At 72.6% G+C, this 18,328-nt stretch carries 17 protein-coding genes; 12 read left to right on the top strand and 5 right to left on the bottom strand.

Annotated features, from left to right (window positions below; genetic code table 11):
- Positions 1-140: 140 nt before the first annotated feature.
- The 3 genes from QUY26_RS03410 (at position 141) to QUY26_RS03400 (ending at position 3,218) form a co-directional block, all read left to right on the top strand.
- Entirely contained in the window at positions 141-1,442 is a 1,302-nt protein-coding gene (locus tag QUY26_RS03410; RefSeq protein ID WP_289943600.1) for an alpha/beta fold hydrolase, read from the top strand.
- Positions 1,443-1,557: 115 nt separating this feature from the next.
- On the top strand, positions 1,558-2,316 hold the full coding sequence (locus tag QUY26_RS03405; protein WP_289943599.1) for a PIG-L deacetylase family protein: 759 nt from the start codon (positions 1,558-1,560) through the stop codon (positions 2,314-2,316).
- A gap of 65 nt (positions 2,317-2,381) precedes the next feature.
- The gene (locus tag QUY26_RS03400; RefSeq protein WP_289943598.1) at positions 2,382-3,218 is read left to right on the top strand and encodes an enoyl-CoA hydratase/isomerase family protein; all 837 of its coding nucleotides are present in this window, start codon (positions 2,382-2,384) and stop codon (positions 3,216-3,218) included.
- Here the strand turns inward: QUY26_RS03400 and QUY26_RS03395 are convergent.
- The 4 genes from QUY26_RS03395 to QUY26_RS03380 form a co-directional block, all read right to left on the bottom strand.
- Positions 3,139-4,581, bottom strand: coding sequence for a cytochrome P450 (locus QUY26_RS03395; RefSeq protein WP_289943597.1), 1,443 nt, complete (start codon positions 4,579-4,581; stop codon positions 3,139-3,141). The two genes, QUY26_RS03400 and QUY26_RS03395, sit on opposite strands and share 80 nt — an antisense overlap.
- Positions 4,578-5,624 (bottom strand): terpene synthase family protein, encoded by a 1,047-nt coding sequence (locus QUY26_RS03390; RefSeq protein ID WP_289943596.1) that lies wholly within the window; start codon positions 5,622-5,624, stop codon positions 4,578-4,580. The genes QUY26_RS03395 and QUY26_RS03390 overlap by 4 nt, the downstream gene beginning before the upstream one ends.
- Before the next feature lie 56 nt (positions 5,625-5,680).
- Positions 5,681-6,454, bottom strand: a complete 774-nt coding sequence (gene uppS / locus QUY26_RS03385) for a polyprenyl diphosphate synthase (RefSeq protein ID WP_289943595.1) — start codon at positions 6,452-6,454, stop codon at positions 5,681-5,683.
- A 578-nt stretch (positions 6,455-7,032) separates the two neighbouring features.
- Positions 7,033-8,013 (bottom strand): SDR family oxidoreductase, encoded by a 981-nt coding sequence (locus tag QUY26_RS03380; protein WP_289943594.1) that lies wholly within the window; start codon positions 8,011-8,013, stop codon positions 7,033-7,035.
- A gap of 123 nt (positions 8,014-8,136) precedes the next feature.
- Between QUY26_RS03380 and QUY26_RS03375 the strand changes: the two genes are divergently transcribed.
- The 9 genes from QUY26_RS03375 to QUY26_RS03335 all read left to right on the top strand — a co-directional run bounded on the left by QUY26_RS03375 (position 8,137) and on the right by QUY26_RS03335 (position 17,701).
- Positions 8,137-8,844: a helix-turn-helix domain-containing protein gene (locus QUY26_RS03375; protein ID WP_289943593.1), complete on the top strand. Its 708-nt coding sequence runs from the start codon at positions 8,137-8,139 to the stop codon at positions 8,842-8,844.
- Between the two features lie 93 nt (positions 8,845-8,937).
- A complete protein-coding gene (locus QUY26_RS03370; RefSeq protein ID WP_289943592.1) occupies positions 8,938-9,915 on the top strand; it encodes an NADPH:quinone oxidoreductase family protein in 978 nt (325 codons plus the stop codon).
- Complete coding sequence (locus QUY26_RS03365) at positions 9,912-11,093, top strand: acyl-CoA dehydrogenase family protein (RefSeq protein WP_289943591.1); 1,182 nt, start codon at positions 9,912-9,914, stop codon at positions 11,091-11,093. Before QUY26_RS03370 ends, QUY26_RS03365 begins: the two co-directional genes overlap by 4 nt.
- Positions 11,090-12,196 carry an acyl-CoA dehydrogenase family protein gene (locus QUY26_RS03360; RefSeq protein WP_289943590.1) on the top strand — a complete coding sequence of 369 codons (1,107 nt, stop codon included), beginning with the start codon at positions 11,090-11,092 and terminating at the stop codon, positions 12,194-12,196. Before QUY26_RS03365 ends, QUY26_RS03360 begins: the two co-directional genes overlap by 4 nt.
- Before the next feature lie 111 nt (positions 12,197-12,307).
- Entirely contained in the window at positions 12,308-13,903 is a 1,596-nt protein-coding gene (locus tag QUY26_RS03355) for an ABC transporter substrate-binding protein (protein ID WP_289943589.1), read from the top strand.
- A gap of 119 nt (positions 13,904-14,022) precedes the next feature.
- Positions 14,023-14,988, top strand: coding sequence for an ABC transporter permease (locus tag QUY26_RS03350; protein ID WP_289955452.1), 966 nt, complete (start codon positions 14,023-14,025; stop codon positions 14,986-14,988).
- Positions 14,981-15,919, top strand: a complete 939-nt coding sequence (locus QUY26_RS03345; protein WP_289943588.1) for an ABC transporter permease — start codon at positions 14,981-14,983, stop codon at positions 15,917-15,919. The genes QUY26_RS03350 and QUY26_RS03345 overlap by 8 nt, the downstream gene beginning before the upstream one ends.
- 203 nt (positions 15,920-16,122) lie before the next feature.
- On the top strand, positions 16,123-17,049 hold the full coding sequence (locus QUY26_RS03340) for an ABC transporter ATP-binding protein (RefSeq protein ID WP_289955450.1): 927 nt from the start codon (positions 16,123-16,125) through the stop codon (positions 17,047-17,049).
- The gene (locus tag QUY26_RS03335; protein ID WP_289943587.1) at positions 17,042-17,701 is read left to right on the top strand and encodes an ABC transporter ATP-binding protein; all 660 of its coding nucleotides are present in this window, start codon (positions 17,042-17,044) and stop codon (positions 17,699-17,701) included. The genes QUY26_RS03340 and QUY26_RS03335 overlap by 8 nt, the downstream gene beginning before the upstream one ends.
- Positions 17,702-17,755: 54 nt before the next feature.
- Here the strand turns inward: QUY26_RS03335 and QUY26_RS03330 are convergent, their stop codons facing one another.
- Positions 17,756-18,304: a GNAT family N-acetyltransferase gene (locus QUY26_RS03330; RefSeq protein WP_289943586.1), complete on the bottom strand. Its 549-nt coding sequence runs from the start codon at positions 18,302-18,304 to the stop codon at positions 17,756-17,758.
- Positions 18,305-18,328 lie beyond the last annotated feature (24 nt).

Below are 18,328 nucleotides of genomic sequence, written 5' to 3'. Positions count from 1 at the left end.
CCTTGGGGAGAGGGGCGCCCCCGGCTTCGGTCCTCCGCTTGACCCTCCGCGTGGGACGGGCTGGAGTGATCGCCTCAAGGGCTCGTCCGCAATCGCCGGACGGGCTGGAACGGTTGCCCCGAACATATGGAGGAGTTGCGTTGAGCGTCAGCTACCGTCAGCCCGGAGTCGTGCTCACCGATCGGCGGTTCAGTGTGCCGTTGGATCATGACGTGCCCGGGGGCGAGCGGATCGAGGTGTTCGCCCGGGAGTGTGTCGCGGCGGGGCGCGAGGGCGCGGAGCTGCCGTGGCTGGTGTATCTCCAGGGCGGTCCCGGCTTCGGCGCCAACCGGTTCAGCGGCAAGCAGGCGTGGCTCGGGCGTGCCCTGCGCGACTACCGCGTGCTGCTGCTCGACCAGCGCGGAACCGGCAGCTCCACCCCCGCCAACCGGCAGACGCTGCCGCTGCGCGGCGGACCGCGCGAACAGGCCGACTACCTCGCGCGCTTCCGCGCCGACGCGATCGTGCGCGACTGCGAGGCGATCAGGGCCGAGGTCACCGGCGGCGCGCCCTGGACCGTCCTCGGCCAGAGCTTCGGCGGCTTCTGCGCCACGCACTACCTGTCGACCGCCCCCGAAGGGCTCGCGGCGGCCCTGATCACCGGCGGCCTGCCGACCCTCGACGGCCACGCCGACGACGTGTACCGCGCCGCGTACCCGCGCATGGAGCGCAAGTCCCTCGCCCACTACGCGCGTTACCCCGAGGACGCCGAGCGGGCCCGCCGCGTCGCCGAGTACGTGGCCGAGCACGAGCCCGTCCTGCCCGGCGGATACCGGTTCACCACCGAGGCCTTCCAGTCCCTCGGCATCCTGCTCGGCACCGGCGACGGCACCCACCGCCTGCACTACCTCCTGGAGGACGCCTTCGTGCGGACCCCGGCGGGCCACGCCCTGTCGGACGCCTTCCAGGAAGCCGTCCAGGGCATCCTGTCGTACGCCGCCGCGCCGCTGTACGCCCTGCTGCACGAGGCCTGTTACGCCCAGGGCGGGCGCCCCACCGCCTGGTCCGCGGAGCGGGTGCGGGCCGAGTTCCCGCGCTTCGACGCGGGCAAGAGCCTCGCGGACGGCGCCCCGCCGCTGTTCACCGGCGAGGCCGTGCAGCGCTGGATGTTCGACTCCGACCCCGCCCTGCGCCCGCTGCGCGAGACCGCCGACCTCCTCGCCGAGCGCGTCGACTGGCCCGCGCTGTACGACCGTTCGCGCCTCGCCGCGAACGAGGTCCCGGTGGCCGCGGCCGTCTACCACGACGACATGTTCGTCGACACCGAGCACTCCCTGGACACCGCCCGCACGATCCGGGGGCTGCGCACCTGGGTCACGGACGAGTACGAGCACGACGGCCTGCGGGTCAGCGGGCCGAAGGTCCTCGACCGGCTCATCGGCCTGGTGCGCGGCGAACTCTGAGCCGGGGCAACGCCCTTGGCCGCGCGGGGCGGCGCACTCGGAAAGCGGGGAGCGGCGCACGCTGACCTGGAGATGTGACCTCGTGGCGCTCGGTGCGCACGGTTAAGCTGCGGCCATGACCGACCAGCAGAACGGTGCCGCCGGGCCCACGCAGCTCGCCCCCATGCCCGAGGACTGGCAGCGGGCCCTCGCCATCGTCGCCCACCCGGACGACCTGGAGTACGGCTGCGCCGGCGCGATCGCCGCGTGGACCGACGCCGGGCGCGAGGTGGTGTACGTGCTCGCGACGCGCGGCGAGGCGGGCATCGACACCCTCGCGCCCGCCGAGGCCGCGCCGTTGCGGGAGCGGGAGCAGCGGGCGAGCGCCGCCGTCGTCGGCGTGGACACCGTGGAGTTCCTCGACCACAAGGACGGGGTGATCGAGTACGGCACGGCGCTGCGCCGCGACATCGCCGCCGCCATCCGCAAGCACAAGCCCGAGCTGGTCATCACCCTCAACCACCGCGACACCTGGGGCGGTGTCGCCTGGAACACCCCCGACCACGTCGCCGTCGGCCGTGCCACCCTGGACGCCGCGTCCGACGCGGGCAACCGCTGGATCTTCCCCGAGCTGGCCGAGCAGGGCCTCGAACCGTGGGACGGCGTGCGCTGGGTCGCCGTCGCGGGCACCGACGCGCCGACCCACGCGGTGGACGCGACGCCCGGCCTCGACCGGGCCGTCCAGTCCCTGCTCGAGCACCGCGCGTACATCGAGGCCCTCACCGACGAGGACCCCGAGAAGTACTGCCGCACCTTCCTCAGCGGTTACGCCGAGCAACTCGCGCCGCGCTTCGGCGGGAAGCCCGCCGTGGCGTTCGAGGTCTTCAGCCGCTGAGCCGCCGCCCGTAAGCTGACGGTACGTCAGGTACGTACCGTCAGCGCGGGAAGAGGGTCGGGCCGGTGATCGACACCGTCAGCACGGACATCCCCGAGGGCGCGCAGCGGCGGCTGCGTCTCGACGTCGAGGACGGCATCGGCGTCCTCACCCTCTGCCGCCCCGCCAAGCTGAACGCCTGGAGCTGGGAGTCCACCCGCCAACTCGGCCTGTACGCCGACCGCATCCGCTTCGACGACTCGATCCGCGTCGTCCTGCTGCGGGCCGAGGGCCGGGCGTTCTGCGCGGGCATCGACGTCACCGCGCCGGGCGGCGCCGTCACCGGCCGCTCGGCCGCGGAGCGCACCGGCAACTACTACGAGGGCATCCGCTGGGCGCACGAGCGCTTCCGGGCCTTCGCGGGCCTGCCGCAGCCCGTCGTCGCCGCCGTGCAGGGCTACTGCCTCGGCTTCGGCTTCGAACTGGCCCTCATGGCCGACGTCAGGATCGCCGCTGACGACGCGGTGTTCGCGCTCCCCGAGGCCCAGCTCGGCGTCACCGTCGACGCGGGCGGGGACCTGCGCGTCGCACGGGAGGCGGGCGCGGGCTGGGCCAAGTACCTCGCCCTCACCGGCCGCCGCATCGACGCCGCCACCGCGGCCCGCCTCCACCTCGCGCAACTCGTCGTGCCCCGCGCCGAACTGGAGCCGACCGCACGGGAGACGGCTGCCGAGATCGCCGCGAACGCGCCCCTCGCCGTGCGCGGCGTCAAACGGGACATCGACGCCTTCGCGGACGCGGGCCTCGGCCGGGCGCTCGACCGCGTGGCGATGAACGCGGCGGTCACCTTGACGTCGGAGGACGTGCGGGAGGGGTTCGCGGCGAAGGGGACGGGGCGGGCGGCGCGGTTCGACGGGAAGTGAAGGGCGCCCGGCCGCATTGAGCCGCGGTGCGAGGCGTTGCGCGCATGCGCAGCTTGCGGGGCCGCAACGCCAACCCCAGGGCGGGGCGGACCTGTTGACCGGGGACGTGCTCCAGGCGCCACCGGGCGGCGATGGTCGCGAGGGCGAGGACGGACTCCGTCATGCCGAAGGTGTCGCCGATGCACTTGCGGGCTCCGGCCGCGAAGGGCAGGAGGGCGTGGCGGGGTGGCTGGGGACGCTGTGGATCCCAGCGGTCGGGGTCGAACGTCCCGGGGCTGTCGTAGAGGTCCGGCCGGTGGTGGATGAGGTAGGGGCTGTAGACGACGCAGCTCCCGGCGGGCAGCAGGTACCCGCCAAGGCGGGTGTCGGCGGTGACGGTGCGGGTGAAGATCCAGCCCGGTGGGCGGAGGCGGAGGGTCTCGGTGAGGACGCGATGCGTCAGTTCCAGGCGTGGCAGGTCGGCGTGGGTGGCAGTGGCTCCGTCCAGGACGGCATCGACCTCGGCGTGCAGCCGCTGCTCGATCCGGGGGTGCCGGGCCAGCAGGTCCAGCGCCCAGGCGAGGAGGGCGGCCGTGGTCTCCGTACCGGCGAGGAAGAAGGTGACGATCGTGTCGCTGATCTCCGTGTCGGTCATGCCGTGCCGGTTGTCCTCGGGGTCACGGGCCAGGAGCAGGGCCGAGAGCAGGTCGTCGTGGTCGACGTGCTCGGTGCGGCGCCGGGCGATGATCTGGTCGAAGGTGGAGCGCAGGCGGGTGCGTGCGCGCAGATGGGAGCGGTTGCCCGGGGTGGGGAGCCGGTCCAGTGGGGGGACCATGAGCATGCGCCGGTAGAAGCCGTCGAAGAAGGTCTTCACGTCGTTGAGGACCGGGCCGAGTTCGCCTTCAGGCAGCGCACTGGAGAACAGCGTGGCGACCGTGATCTTGGACGTGATGGTCATCATCTCGGTGGGCACGTCCAGGACGTGCCCGGCACGCCAGGAAGCCGTCGCCTCCTCGACACAGGCGCTCATGGTCTTCGCGTAGCCGGGCAACCGCGCCGGGTGGAAGGCGGGTTGGGCGAGCCTGCGCAGCCGCCGGTGCGTACCGTACGGGCAACTGGCCAGACCGTGATCGCCCACGACTTCCCGCACCCGGTCGAAGATCGGGCCGCCCTTGTCGAAGAGGCGGTCGTCGATCAGGGCCTGCCGGGTCAGTTCTGGATCACAGATCACCACCAGGGGGAAGGGGCCCAGCTGGATGCGGACGAGTTCCCCGTGGGCGGGGAGGGAGTCGAGGAACTCCAGCGGTTTCCGTGCCAGCGGAATCAGATGGCCGACGAGCGGCAGTGCCCGGGGGGCAGGGGGGACCGAGCGCGAGTTCGTCACGTCTGTTCCTTCCCGTTCAGGGCGGAACAAGGTGCGACCGCGCGAGCATCGCCGCCCCGCAACCCGTAGCGGGGCGTCTGAAGCGACCAGGTGTAGACGGAGTCGACCCAGTGGAAGATGGCCCGGGCGTGCCTCCTGACCGCGTCGGGCAGGGAAGTGTCCGCACAGATGGAGGCAGCGGTGTTGGCGTTCTCGTAGCGCAGTGCCGCATTGAGCGTGAGCGCGCAGGAGAAGGCCATGTCCACAGGAATTCCGTACTCCTGACAGATGACACCGATGAGGCTGAGCTTTTCTCCTGATTCGGCTGCCACATGGCAACTGTGCAGGTCATTGTCGAGACCGACGAGGAGGCTTCCCTGCTTCATGAGCTGGAGCAGGGGCTCTGGAAGCTCCTCACCCGGCCCGACGAGGCCCGGTTGGAGCCGCTGGAGCCACATGCCGAGAACGATCCCCGCCGTGCGAGTCCTGTGCTTCAGGTACCGGTCCAGACTCGGCAGGGGTTCCCCGTTCTCCCACGCCTGTCGAGCCGTGTACTCGCGCAGGAATCCCAGCAGTAGCTCCGTGAAGCCCGGTATCAGTTCCGTTCCTCCCGCCGCGACCACGTCGTCCCGGAGACTGGCGATCGGCCTCAGAATGAGCGGTCCGTCAGCAGGCGAATGCCCCCTCTCCAGGGTCTCTCGCACGGGCTCCACCAGCCGGCCGACCGGTCGATCACTGCCGAGGTCCACGGTGTTCAGCCAGAACAGGATCATTTGCAGCTTGGCCAGGGGGAGCAGAACCCCCCAAGGGGCTTGCGGGGCGAAGAGCCCCACCAGGTGCCCGGGTGTCGCCTCGACCGTTATTTTCATGTGGTCCTCGCTCATCCCGAGGTCCCTGGCCCAGGCGAGCACGGAGGATTCGAGTTGGCGGGTCCGTGGGTGAGCGGGGTATGTCTCACGTCCCTTCACCAGGTGGGTGAGGAGCCAGGGCTTGAGCGAGTGGTAGGAGCCGGCGATGTCGTCCGTCACCTTGAGGTCGGGGAACACGAGAGGCCTCTGAGCCATGGTGTACTTCCTTCCTTCACTGCCTTCACTGCCTTCACTGCCTTCTCGGGCCTTCGCTACCTTCCGAAACGCCGCTGGCGGTTGGCGTAGAAGGCCAGGGCGCGGTCGAGATCCGACTGGGTGAAGTCGGGCCACAGGACGGGGCAGAAATAGAGCTCGGAGAGCGCTGCCTGCCAGAGCATGAATCCGGACAGTCGTTGTTCACCGGAGCTGCGGATGACCAGGTCCGGATCGGGTAACCCGCTGGTGGACAGGGCCTGGGCGAACGACCTCTCGGAAACCGAGAAGGCAGTGGAACGGACCGCCTGCTGGGCCATGCGGCGCGCTGCGGCGAGGATGTCCTCCCTGCCGCTGTAGCCGACCGCGAAGTTGATCTGAGGGCCCTGATTGTGACGGGTGGTGGTCTCCGCCTCGTTCAGGGCCGTCGCCAGGGAACGGGGGAGCAGCCGGGGTTCCCCGAGGTGACGTATTCTCCAGTGCCCGGTCGCCGCCAGATGGCGGGTCAGTTCGGAGATGATGTCCAGGAGTTTGTGGAGCTCGACCGACGTGCGGTTGAGGTTGTCCGTCGAGAGCAGCCACCACGTGGTGGTCTCGATGCCCACGGCCTCGCACCAGTGAACGGCCCGGCGGACGTTGTCCGCGCCCTCCCGGTGACCTTGCTCTATGGGACGGCCATGGGCGCGCGCCCAACGACGGTTTCCGTCCACGATGAAGGCGACGTGGCGTGGGGGATCGGCCGCGGTGCGGGGAAGGGCTTCCGGTGCCTCGGGGGGACCGGACGGATCTGTCGGGCCCGTGCCGTTGGGGTGGTCGCGTGGAAGAGGGATCATCGGGCACTTCCTTGTCGCCAGGCGCGCCAGGGCTGCACGGTCGATACGAATCCAGTCGCTACGAATCCAGCGGACTCCATGAGCAAGGCGAGCGGCGGGGTCGGTGGATGCGCCGCGAGCGGGCAGGCCCGGGCGAGGGTGAAGTCACCCCGCCGGCGGGGGCCTCTCCGGAAAACCTTTCTCCGCTGCGCCGAGTTTGGAAAGGCGCGTCCAGAGGCGCTTGGCGCGCGCACGCACCAATCGAAGGCCCTCCACGGCTCCCGCAGCGGGCGCTCAAGGCGCCCCGGGCAGCGCAGCGTGCCCTTCTCACGGCTCGAGCCGACCCGCCAGTGGCCCCCGTGACGAGACGGTGAGGCGCGTAGGGAGTTCGAAGGCGGGTCTCTCGCTGCGACCGTAGGCGTTCGTGACGCAGTGCGGCGTCAACCTTGTGGAACTTGCCTCGCAAGAGGGAAAACTGGAACCGGAAGCCAGAACTTGACCGCCGATTGGCTGGCCTTGGGCGACTTGATGTCTGCCGCATTCTGTCTTCACTGCCGTCACCGGTGTCGGTTTCACTGCTGTCACCGGTGTCGACGGCGTCAGCGGGCCGGGGGGTGTCTGTCGCGGCCCAGTTGCTCCCGCAGCGGCACCACCGGCGGGTTCACCAGAGACCGGCGCTGCCAGTTCGCGCCGTCGACCACCAGGGTGTGGCCGGTGATGAAGCGGGCGTAGGGGGAGGCCAGGAACGTCGCCGCCCAGCCGAGTTCGCGCGGCGCGCCCACGCGGAGGGCGGGTTGGCGCCTGGCCAGGGACGACGCCGCGGCAGGGGTGTCCGTGCCGGTGAGGGCGGCGCGGATGTCCCGCGTCATGTCCTCGTGCGGCATCAACCCCGGCACCAGGCCGTTGACCTGGATGCCGTACGGCCCCCACTCCACCGCCAGCGTCTCGACCAGGCTCCGCACCCCCGCCTTCGCCGCCGCGCTGTGCGCGAAGCCGGGGCCGCCCGTCCAGGCGTAGGACGCCCCGATGTTGATGACGGAGCCGGGCGTGCCCGCCGCGAGGTGGCGGCGCGCGAATGCGCGCGTCATGAAGAACGTGCCGGTGAGCGTCGTGTCCAGGACCGCGCGCCAGGCGTTGGGGGACATCTCCTCGGCGGGCACGGGGAAGTTCGCCGCTGCGCTGTTCACCAGGACGGCGGGCAGGCCGTACGCCGACTCGGCGGCATCGAACGCGGCGGTGACCCGGTCCGGGTCGCGGATGTCGCACACCGCCGTCGCCACGCGCCCGCCCAGCGCGGCCAGTTCCTCGCGGGCCGCGGTGAGCCGGGTCGCGCTCCGGCCGGCGATCACCAGGTCCGCGCCGAGCCGGGCGAATTCGGCCGCGATGGCGAGGCCGAGTCCGCTGCCGCCCCCGGTCACCAGGACCACGGTGCCGTCGAACGTGCCCGGCGGCAGGGCGCTCGCGCCGGGCGGGGGCGGGGCGGGGAGGCCTGGAGGCGGGGGTGTGGCGGGGGCGTCGGTGGATGTCCCGTCTGCGGGTGTTCCGCCGGTGCCGGGCCGCCGGGTGCCGTCGCTCGTCATGGACGCATCGATAGCGCGGCGGCCCGCAAAGCTCCAGAGGCAGCGCACGGCAGCGCACGGCAGGGCAAGGCAGGGCGATGGTGCCGGATTGACATATCCGCTTGCTGATTCTGCAATAGAGCCATGGGAAGAGCAAAGAAGTCCGACGTCACCGACCCGCACGACTCCGGCCCTGTCACCGACCCGCACGACTCCGCCTCCGCCTCTGCCTCCGCCCCGCACGCCCCCGCCCCCGACTCCGATGGCGACACCGACAAGGTCCTCACCGCCGTCGGCCCCCGCCTGCGCAAGATCCGCAAGGAGCGCGGTGCCACCCTCGCCGGTCTTTCCGAGGCCACCGGCATCTCCGTCAGTACCCTCTCCCGCCTGGAGTCGGGTGGCCGCAGGCCGAGCCTCGAACTGCTCCTGCCCATCGCCCGCGCCCACCAGGTGCCCCTCGACGAACTCGTCGGCGCCCCGCCGGTGGGCGACCCGCGGGTGCGGGCCAAGCCGATCGTCCGGCACGGGCGGACGATGGTGCCGCTGACCCGGCAGCCCGGCGGGCTCCAGGCGTACAAGGTCATCGAGGCCACCCGCTCCGTCCAGCCCGACCCGCGGACCCACGAGGGCTACGAGTGGCTGTACGTGCTCTCGGGGCGGCTGCGCCTCGTGCTCGCCGAGCACGACGTGGTGCTCGGGCCCGGCGAGGCGGCGGAGTTCGACACCCGGGTGCCCCACTGGTTCGGGTCCACGGGGGAGGGCCCGGTGGAGTTCCTGAGCCTCTTCGGGCCGCAGGGGGAGCGGATGCACGTACGGGCGCGGCCCGCCGCGAGGGGCGGCAAGGGGGAGTAGCCGCCGGTGCGGGCCGCCGCGCTGTTCCCCTGAGGGCAAGCGACCGCTTAGTATGCATCCGGAGCACGGTCGACTACAGCGTGGAGGCCCCGCATGCGCGCATGGCACGTACACCGCAACGGCGAACCGGGCGAGGTGATGCGGCTCGAAGAGGCGGAGCGGCCCGTGCCCGGCGACGGGCAGGTGCTCCTGAAGGTCCGCGCGGCCAACATCAACTTCCCGGACGCGCTGCTGTGCCGGGGGCAGTACCAGATCACCCCGCCGCTGCCGTTCACGCCGGGCGTGGAGATCTGCGGCGAGACCGAGGACGGGCGGCGCGTCATCGCCAACCCGGCGCTGCCGCACGGCGGCCTCGCCGAGTACGCCGTCGCGGACGCCGCCGCCCTGCTGCCGGCGCCGGACGCCCTCGATGACGCGGAGGCCGCCGCGCTGCACATCGGCTACCAGACCGGCTGGTTCGGCCTGCACCGGCGCGCGCGCCTCAAGGAGGGCGAGACGCTGCTCGTGCACGCGGCCGCCGGCGGCGTCGGCAGTGCCGCCGTGCAGCTCGGCAAGGCGGCGGGCGCCCGCGTCATCGGCGTCGTCGGCGGCCCGGACAAGGCCGAGGTCGCGCGCGGGCTCGGCTGCGACCTGGTGATCGACCGGCGCGCGGACGACATCGTGGGCGCCGTGAAGGAGGCAACCGGCGGCCGCGGCGCCGACGTCGTGTACGACCCGGTCGGCGGCGACGCCTACGCCAAGTCCACCAAGTGCGTGGCCTTCGAGGGCCGCATCCTCGTGGTCGGCTTCGCGAGCGGCGCCATCCCGACGCCCGCTCTCAACCACGCCCTGGTGAAGAACTACTCGATCGTCGGCCTGCACTGGGGCCTGTACAACACCAAGGACCCGCGCGCCGTCCTGGAGTGCCACGAACACCTCACCGAGCTGGCCGCGAAGGGCGCCGTGAAGCCGCTGGTGAGCGAGCGCGTGCCGCTCGGCGGGGCCGCGGCGGCCGTCCAGCGCGTCGCCGACGGCACCACCACCGGCCGCGTGACCGTGCTCCCCGCCCTCCCCGAGGAGGCCACCGCATGACCGACACAGCCGAACTCCGCCGCCGTACCCGGGACCTGCTCGCCGCGCACCCCCCGGCGACCACGGACCGCACCGACTTCCTCAAGGCCCGCTTCGACGCCGGACTCGCCTGGGTGCACTACCCCGAAGGCCTCGGCGGCCTGGGTGCCCCGCGCACCCTGCAGGCCGTGGTGGACGCCGAGCTGGAGGCCGCGGGCGCGCCCGACAACGACCCGCGCCGCATCGGCATCGGCCTCGGCATGGCCGCGCCCACGATCCTCGGCTTCGGCACGGACGAGCAGAAGCGCCGCTTCCTGCGGCCCCTGTGGGTCGGCGAGGAGGTGTGGTGCCAGCTGTTCAGCGAGCCCGGCGCCGGATCCGACCTCGCGGCGCTCGGCACCCGCGCCGTGCGCGACGGCGAGAGCTGGAACGTGGACGGGCAGAAGGTGTGGACGTCCAGCGCGCACGTCGCCCGCTGGGGCATCCTCATCGCCCGCACCGACCCGGACGTGCCCAAGCACCGCGGCATCACGTACTTCATCTGCGACATGACCGACCCCGGCGTCGAGGTGCGGCCGCTGCGCCAGATCACCGGCGAGGCCGAGTTCAACGAGGTCTTCCTCACCGGCGTCCGCATCCCCGACAGCCGCCGCCTCGGCGCGGTCGGCGAAGGATGGAAGGTCGCGCAGACCACCCTCATGAACGAGCGCGTCTCCATCGGCGGCATGCGCATCCCCCGCGAGGGCGGCATGATCGGCCCCGCCGCCACGGCCTGGCGCGAGCGCCCCGAACTGCGCACCCACGACCTGCACCAGCGCCTGCTCACCCTCTGGGTGGAGGCGGAGGTCGCCCGGCTCACCGGCGACCGGCTCCGCCAGCAGCTCGTCGCGGGGCAGCCGGGGCCCGAGGGCTCCGGCATGAAGCTCGGCTTCGCCCGCCTCAACCAGGAGATCAGCGGCCTGGAGCTGGAACTCCTCGGCGACGAGGGCCTGCTGTACGACGACTGGACGATGCGCCGCCCCGACCTGGTCGACTTCACCGGGCGCGAGGCGGGCTACCGCTATCTGCGCTCCAAGGGCAACAGCATCGAGGGCGGGACCAGCGAGGTCCTGCTGAACATCGTCGCCGAGCGCGTCCTCGGCCTGCCGCCGGAACCGCGCACCGACAAGGACGTCGCCTGGAAGGACCTGGCCCGATGAGTGATCTGCTCTACACCGAGGAAGAGGAGGCGCTGCGCTCCGCCGTGCGCTCCCTGCTCGCCGACCGCTGCGGCCCGGCCGATGTCCTCGCCCGCACCGAGTCGGAGCAGCCGCACGACCGTGAGCTGTGGAAGACCCTCGCCGACAGCATGGGCCTCGCCGGCCTCCTGGTGCCCGAGGACCGCGGCGGACAGGGCGCCACGCACCGCGAAGCGGCCGTGGTCCTGGAGGAGTTGGGGCGCGCGGTCGCGCCGGTGCCGTACCTCACGAGCGCCGTCGTCGCCACTGAGACGCTCCTCGCCTGCACCGGCGACGCGGCGGCCGAACTCCTCGCCGCGCTCGCGTCCGGCCGCACCGTGGGCGCGCTCGCCGTGCCGTTCGCCACCGCGCCGGGCGTCGCCCGCACCGGGGTCCGGCACGAGGACGGCGCCCTGCGCGGCGAGGTGACGGGCGTCGCGGACGCGGCCGTCGCCGACATCCTGCTGGTCCCGGCCGACAGCGGCCTCTTCGCCGTCGACATCGGCCGGGGCGGCGTCACCGTCACCCCGCAGACCTCCCTCGACCGCACCCGCCCGGTCGCCACGGTCACCCTCGACGGGGCCCCGGCCCGCCTGCTCGCCGAGGGCGCGGAAGCGGAGACGGCCATGCGCCTCGGTCTGCGCTCCGGGGCCGGACTGCTCGCCTCCGAACAACTCGGCCTCGCCGAATGGTGCTTGACGCAAACCGTCGCCCATCTGAAGGAACGCCATCAGTTCAACCGGCCCGTCGGCTCCTTCCAGGCGCTCAAGCACCGCCTCGCCGAGCTCTGGCTGCGCGTGGTCAACACCCGCGCCGCGGCCCGGCACGCCGCCGACGCTCTCGCCACCGGCAGCGACGAGCCGAACCTCGCCGCGGCCCTCGCGCAGGCCTACGCGGCCCCCGTGGCGGTGCGCGCCGCCGAGGAGGCGCTCCAGCTGCACGGCGGTATCGGCATGACGTGGGAGCACCCCGTCCATCTGTACCTGAAGCGGGCCAAGGCCGACTCGATCGCTCTGGGTACGGCGGGACGGCACCGAGCGGAATTGGCCGACCTGGTCGACCTCCCCGCGCCCGCAACGCCCTGACCTGGGCGTAGTCCCCAGTCCGTATAGGACCCCGCCATGACCCGCCCATTACATGAGGCATAATTGCGAGCTGTTCGCAATAACTCTTGATCTTGTGTAGGGGTGTGGAGCATGAGGGCCGGATCGATACGTGGCACCGGTGCCGTCGCGGCGGCGGCCGCACTGGCGGTCGCCGCCGCGGCCTGCTCGGCGCCGGACGACGGCAAGGACAGCGGCGGCGCCAGGACATCCGCGGTCGTCGGCATCGCGTACGAGCCCGAGACCCTGAGCCCGCTCCTCGGCTACGGCAAGGACGGCAACTCCAAGATCTTCGACGGGCTGCTCACGCACGACGCGGACATGAAGCTGAGGCCCGCGCTGGCCGCGAAGCTGCCGAAGGTCAGCGACGACGGCAAGACCTACACGTTCGAGCTGCGCAAGGGCGTCAAGTTCAGCGACGGCAAGCCGTTCACGGCCAAGGACGTCGTCTTCACGTACGAGACCATCCTCGACAAGAAGACGAACAACGCCTCCAAGACCGAGCTGGACGCCCTCAAGAGCGTCGAGGCCAAGGGCGAGGGCACCGTCGTCTTCCACCTCAAGTACCCCTACGCGCCGTTCGCCGAGCGCACCGTCCTGCCCATCGCCCCGCAGCACATCGCGGGCAAGCAGGACGTGAACACCGGCTCCTTCACCACCAAGCCCGTCGGCACCGGCCCCTACGAGCTGGTGAAGTGGTCCAAGGGCGAGAAGCTCGTCTTCAAGGCCAACCCCGGCTACTGGGGCGGCGCGCCGAAGGTCAAGAACTTCACCATGGCCATCGTCAAGGACGACGACCTGCGCGCCACGCGCCTGCGCACCGGCGACCTCGACGGAGCCATCCTGCCGCCCAACCTCGCCAAGACCTTCGAGTCCGACGGCGGCAAGCAGACGTACGCCGCCAAGACCTTCGACTACCGCGTCGTGACCCTGCCGACCGGCAACAAGGTCGCGGGCGACACCGCCGTGCGGCGCGCCCTCGACATCGGCGTGGACCGCAAGACGATGGTCGACCGGATCCTGGAGGGCGCGGGCAAGGAGGCCTACGGCCCGGTGCCGACGGACAGCCCCTGGTTCACCAAGGGCACCGAGCGGAAGTTCGACGTCGAGGCGGCGAAGAAGATCCTCGACGACGCCGGCTGGAAGCCCGGCAAGGGCGGCATCCGCGAGAAGGACGGCGTCCAGGCGAAGTTCCCGCTCTGGTACCTCACCGGCGACAAGCTCCGCCAGGACCACGCCCTCGCCTACGCCTCCGACGCCAAGAAGCTCGGCATCAAGGCCGAGGTGCAGTCCGGCACCTGGGAGGTCATCGAGCCGCGCATGGCCAAGGACGCGGTCCTCGCGGGCGGCGGCTCCCCGGCCGACCCGGACTTCGACCAGTACACGCTCCTGAACTCCGCGCTCGCCGGCGACGGCTTCAACAACATGGCGCACTACGACAACCCCAAGGTCGACCAGGCCCTGGAGGACGCCCGCAAGAGCGGCGACCACGCGAAGCGCCAGGCCGCGTACGACACGATCCAGCGCGAGCTGGTCAAGAACCCCGGCTACACCTTCCTCACCCACATCGACCACCTGTACGTGGTGAACAAGTCCTTCGGTGACCTCTCCACGCAGGTCGAGCCGCACGACCACGGCCTGGCGTCCGGCCCGTGGTGGAACGTCGAGGACTGGCAGCCGAACAAGTGACGTCGGCCCCCGGAAAGCCGGCCGACCCCACCGCGGCGGCCGACTCCGCCGAGGACGCCGGGCCCGCGGAAGCGGCCCCGGCGTCCGGGCGGGGTCGGCGGGCGCTGCCCTGGGGCCCGATGGCGCGGCTCGTGGCACGCCGGGCGGTGTTCGCCGTCCCCGTCCTGCTCGTCGTCACCTTCGGCGTCTTCGCCGTCGCCGCCGCCTCGCCCTTCGACCCCGTCAAGGCGTACGCGGGCACGGCCGGGCTCACCGCCTCCCAGGAGAACCTGGACCAGCTGCGCGCCAACCTCGGCGTCGACAAGCCGCTGGTCGAGCGCTGGTGGGACTGGCTGACCGCCGCGCTCCGCGGTGACTTCGGGGACTCCCACACCCTGCGCCAGCCCGTCGCCGACGCCATCGGTGAGCGCATCGGCTGGTCGGTGCTGCTCGCCGCGACCGCCTTCGTCCTCGCGATCCTGCTCGGCTCGGCCCTCGGCGTGCTCGCCGCGCGCCGTCCCGGAGGCTGGCTCGACCGCTGCGTGACCTCGCTCGCCTACACCCTGGAGGCCGCGCCGCCGTTCTGGCTCGGCCTGCTCGCCGTATGGCTGTTCGCCCTCAAGCTGGGCGTGCTGCCCGCGGGCGGACTCACCGACACCTCCAGCACGGTGGTCACGGCCGGGCAGGTGACCCATCACCTCGTCCTGCCCGCCGCCGTCCTGGCCGTCTCCCAGCTTCCCTGGTTCGTCCTGTACGTACGCCAGGGCGTCGGCGACGCGCTCGGCGACGACCCCGTCCGGGGCGCCCGCGCACGGGGCCTCGCCGAGCGGACCGTGCTCCTGGGGCACGCCTTCCGCTCCGGCATGCTGCCCGTGCTCACGCTCGTCGGCTCCCGCGTGCCCGAACTCATCACCGGCGCGCTCCTCGTCGAGACCGTCTTCAGCTGGCCCGGCATCGCCGCCGCGACCGTGCAGGCCGCCACCTCCGTGGACTTCCCCCTGCTCGCCGCCCTGACCGCGCTCGCCACCGTCGCGGTCCTGCTCGGCAACCTCCTCGCGGACCTGCTGTACGGGCTCGCCGACCCGAGGGTGGGATTCGATGGCTGACACCCGCAGTCCCGAGGCCGAGGTGTCGAAGGCCGCCGCCGCGACCCGGCTCACCTGGCGCTCCGCGACCGGACGCGCCGTCGCGGGCAGGCGCGGGCCGTCCCGCTCCACGCGCGCGTGGCGGTTCTGGAGCTCCGCCGCGATCGTCGCGGCCGTCGTGCTCGCCGTGCTGATCGTGCCCCCGCTCGTCGACCTCGACGAACAGGCCGTGCACCTCGCCGACAAGCTCCTGCCGCCGTCCCTGGAGCACCCGTTCGGCACCGACGACGTGGGCCGCGACCTGCTCCTGCGCTGCGTGTACGGGCTGCGTGTCTCCCTGCTCGTCGGTGTCGTGGCCGCCGTGGTGGCCACCGTCATCGGCACCGCGGTCGGCGCCCTCGCGGCGGCCTCGGGCGGCTGGGTGGACCGCGTCGTGATGCGCCTCGTGGACGTCTTCTCCTCCGTGCCGCACCTGCTGCTCGGCATCTTCATCGTGGCGATGTTCCGGCCCGGCGTCTGGCCCGTGGTGATCTCCGTGGCGCTCACGCACTGGCTGTCGACGGCCCGTATCGTGCGCGCCGAAGTCCTCTCGCTGCGCGCACGCCCCTACGTCGACGCCGCCATCTCCGGCGGCGCCTCCCGCTGGCGCGTGACCGTGCGGCACCTGCTCCCCGGCGTCCTGCCCCAGGCCGGCCTCGCCGCCGTCCTGATGGTCCCGCACGCCATCTGGCACGAGTCCGCCCTGTCCTTCCTCGGCCTCGGCCTGCCCACCCACCAGGCCAGCCTCGGCACCCTCGTCCAGGGCGCCCGCAGCTCCCTGCTGGCCGGCGACTGGTGGCCCACCCTCTTCCCCGGCCTCTTCATCATCGTGCCGACCCTCGCCATCGCGGGCCTCGCGGGTGTCTGGCGCGACCGGATCAACCCGCGCCGACGATCGGAGCTGATGCTGTGACCGCGTCGTCCACCGGAGCCGAAGCCGAGCCGGACGCGACCGACCGGACGGTGACACCTGAAGCCGAGCCGGACGCGACCGACCGGACGGCGGCAGCCGACGGCGGGGCGGATGCGGTCGCCGACGCCCCGGCCGCAGGTCCTGCGGAGGGCGAGGCCGCCCCGCCCGTCCTCTCCGTCCGGGGCCTCTTTGTCCGCTTCCGCATGCGCGGCGGCGCCCACGTGGCCGCCGTCACCGATGCCCGCTTCGACCTCGCCGCGGGTGAGTGCCTCGCGCTCGTCGGGGAGAGCGGGTGCGGCAAGTCCGTGCTCGCCTCCGCGCTGCTCGGACTGCTGCCCGAGAACGCCCAGACGGCCGGGGCCGCGCTCCTCGGGGACGGCACCGACCTGCTCACCGCCGACGAGCGCACCCTCGCCCGCACCGTGCGCGGGCGGCGCGTCGGCCTCGTACCGCAGAGCCCGGCCGCGCATCTGACGCCCGTGCGCACCGTGCGCTCCCAACTGGAGGAGACACTGCGGGAGCTGGCTGGTGTGCGCAGGCCCGCGCTGCGCAAGGCGGGGGAGGCCGCCGCCGCGCGCGCCGCGTTCCCGGTCGGCCACCTCGACCGCTACCCGCACGAGCTGTCCGGCGGGCTCGCCCAGCGCGCCGCCACCGCCCTCGCGCTCATCGGTGACGCCCCGCTGCTCCTCGCGGACGAGCCCACCACCGGCCTCGACCGCGAACTGGTCGACCGCACCGTCGACGAACTGCGGCGGCACGTCGGCGACGACCGCGCGCTGCTGATGATCACCCACGACCTGGCGGCGGCCGCACGGATCGCCGACCGCGTGGCCGTGATGTACGCGAGCCGCATCGTCGAGATCGCCGACGCGGCCGACTTCTTCGGCGAGCCCGGACCCCGCCACCCCTACGCCCGCGGGCTGCTCGACGCGCTGCCCGACCGGGAGTTCCGGCCCGTCCCCGGCATGCCGCCCGAGCTGTCCGCCCTCCCCGAGGGGTGCGCGTTCGCCGCGCGCTGCGAGCGGGCCGACGAGGCGTGCGGGACCGTGCCCGCGTTGTCGGCGGCGCCTTCGCCGGGCGTCGCCTGCCACCACCCGGTCGCCGCCGCCCTGGAGGCGTCCCGTGCTTGAACTGCGTTCCCTGACCGCCGGTTACGACCGGCGCGACCCCGTCGTGCGCGACGTGAGCCTGACCGTCGAGCCGGGCGAGGCCGTCGGCCTGCTCGGCCCCAGCGGCTGCGGCAAGTCGACCCTCGCACGCGTCGCGGCCCTCCTGCACCGGCCCGACCGGGGCCAGGTCGTCATCGACGGCGAGCCCGCACGCGGCTGGCGCCATCGCGCGCCGCGCGCCCAGCGCACCGCGTTCGGCGTCGTCTTCCAGCAGCCCCGGCTCTCCGCGGATCCCCGCCTCACCCTCACCCAGCTCGTCGCCGAACCACTGCGGGCCACCGGGCGCGCCGCCGAAGCGCCCGATCGTGTACGGGAGTTGGCGCGTACGGTCGGCCTGGGTGAGGACCTGCTCGGCCGCCGCCCGCACGAGGTCAGCGACGGCCAGCTCCAGCGCGCCTGCCTGGCCCGCGCCCTTGTCCTGCGCCCGCGCTGGCTGATCTGCGACGAGATGACGGCGATGCTGGATGCCTCGACGACGGCGGCGCTGGTGGGCGCGGTGGAGGCCTACCGCGCGGACAGCGGCGCCGGACTCCTCGCGGTCGGCCACGACAAGGTGCTCCTTGAGCGGTGGTGCGACCGGACGGTGCACTGGGACGAGCTGACGCGGCCGTAGACGGCGGCGGAGCAGGCCGGATCCGCCTCGGGGGCCGCCGTCCTCGTCCCTGCGTCAACGCGGGGCCGGCGTGTTCGCGTACTCGTCCGACGACAACGCGTACACGCGAACTCGCCTGCCGCCGGAGGGGCTGACAGTCTCGCGGACCGGACGCATCCCCAGTTTCGTCATGATCCGTTCGGAGGCGTCGTTGCCCACCTGAGCGATGCTGACGATCCGCTCGAGACCTCGCTCCTCGAACCCGAACCGCACGGCGGCCGCGGCGGCCTCGGTGGCCAGGCCCTGTCCCCAGTGAGAAGGGCCGAGGCGCCAGCCGACCTCGACCGCCGGCAGTACCTCCGGCAAGTAGTGGGGCACCGCAAGGCCGGTGAACCCGGCCAGTTCGCCGGTGGACCGTATCTCCACGGCGAACAGGCCGAAGCCCTGTGACTCCCACTCGCTCTCCCACGCCTGGATCCCGCCGCGGGTCTGCTGTTCGTCACGGACGCTGCCGTCCCGGATCCACCGCATGACCTCGGGGTCGGCGTTGACGGCGGCCATGGGCGCGACGTCCTCCTCGCGCCAGCGACGCAGGATCAAACGGGGAGTCTCAAGAGTAACCATCCAGCCATTGTGGATCACCGCCGG

Origin of the sequence: Streptomyces flavofungini (genome assembly GCF_030388665.1) — a bacterium.
Taxonomy (GTDB): domain Bacteria; phylum Actinomycetota; class Actinomycetes; order Streptomycetales; family Streptomycetaceae; genus Streptomyces; species Streptomyces flavofungini_A.
This window is presented reverse-complemented; position numbering and strand designations above follow the sequence as displayed.

Bases quoted from the DNA above. Each gene is read 5' to 3' on its own strand.
- QUY26_RS03375 (WP_289943593.1), top strand. From the start codon at position 8,137: ATGGGAAGAGCAAAGAAGTCCGACGTCACCGACCCGCACGACTCCGGC.
- QUY26_RS03345 (WP_289943588.1), top strand. From the start codon at position 14,981: ATGGCTGACACCCGCAGTCCCGAGGCCGAGGTGTCGAAGGCCGCCGCC.
- QUY26_RS03350 (WP_289955452.1), top strand. From the start codon at position 14,023: ATGGCGCGGCTCGTGGCACGCCGGGCGGTGTTCGCCGTCCCCGTCCTG.
- QUY26_RS03370 (WP_289943592.1), top strand. From the start codon at position 8,938: ATGCGCGCATGGCACGTACACCGCAACGGCGAACCGGGCGAGGTGATG.
- QUY26_RS03405 (WP_289943599.1), top strand. From the start codon at position 1,558: ATGACCGACCAGCAGAACGGTGCCGCCGGGCCCACGCAGCTCGCCCCC.
- uppS (WP_289943595.1), bottom strand. From the start codon at position 6,454: ATGATCCCTCTTCCACGCGACCACCCCAACGGCACGGGCCCGACAGAT.
- QUY26_RS03355 (WP_289943589.1), top strand. From the start codon at position 12,308: ATGAGGGCCGGATCGATACGTGGCACCGGTGCCGTCGCGGCGGCGGCC.
- QUY26_RS03340 (WP_289955450.1), top strand. From the start codon at position 16,123: ATGCGCGGCGGCGCCCACGTGGCCGCCGTCACCGATGCCCGCTTCGAC.
- QUY26_RS03365 (WP_289943591.1), top strand. From the start codon at position 9,912: ATGACCGACACAGCCGAACTCCGCCGCCGTACCCGGGACCTGCTCGCC.
- QUY26_RS03380 (WP_289943594.1), bottom strand. From the start codon at position 8,013: ATGACGAGCGACGGCACCCGGCGGCCCGGCACCGGCGGAACACCCGCA.
- QUY26_RS03330 (WP_289943586.1), bottom strand. From the start codon at position 18,304: ATGGTTACTCTTGAGACTCCCCGTTTGATCCTGCGTCGCTGGCGCGAG.
- QUY26_RS03360 (WP_289943590.1), top strand. From the start codon at position 11,090: ATGAGTGATCTGCTCTACACCGAGGAAGAGGAGGCGCTGCGCTCCGCC.
- QUY26_RS03390 (WP_289943596.1), bottom strand. From the start codon at position 5,624: ATGGCTCAGAGGCCTCTCGTGTTCCCCGACCTCAAGGTGACGGACGAC.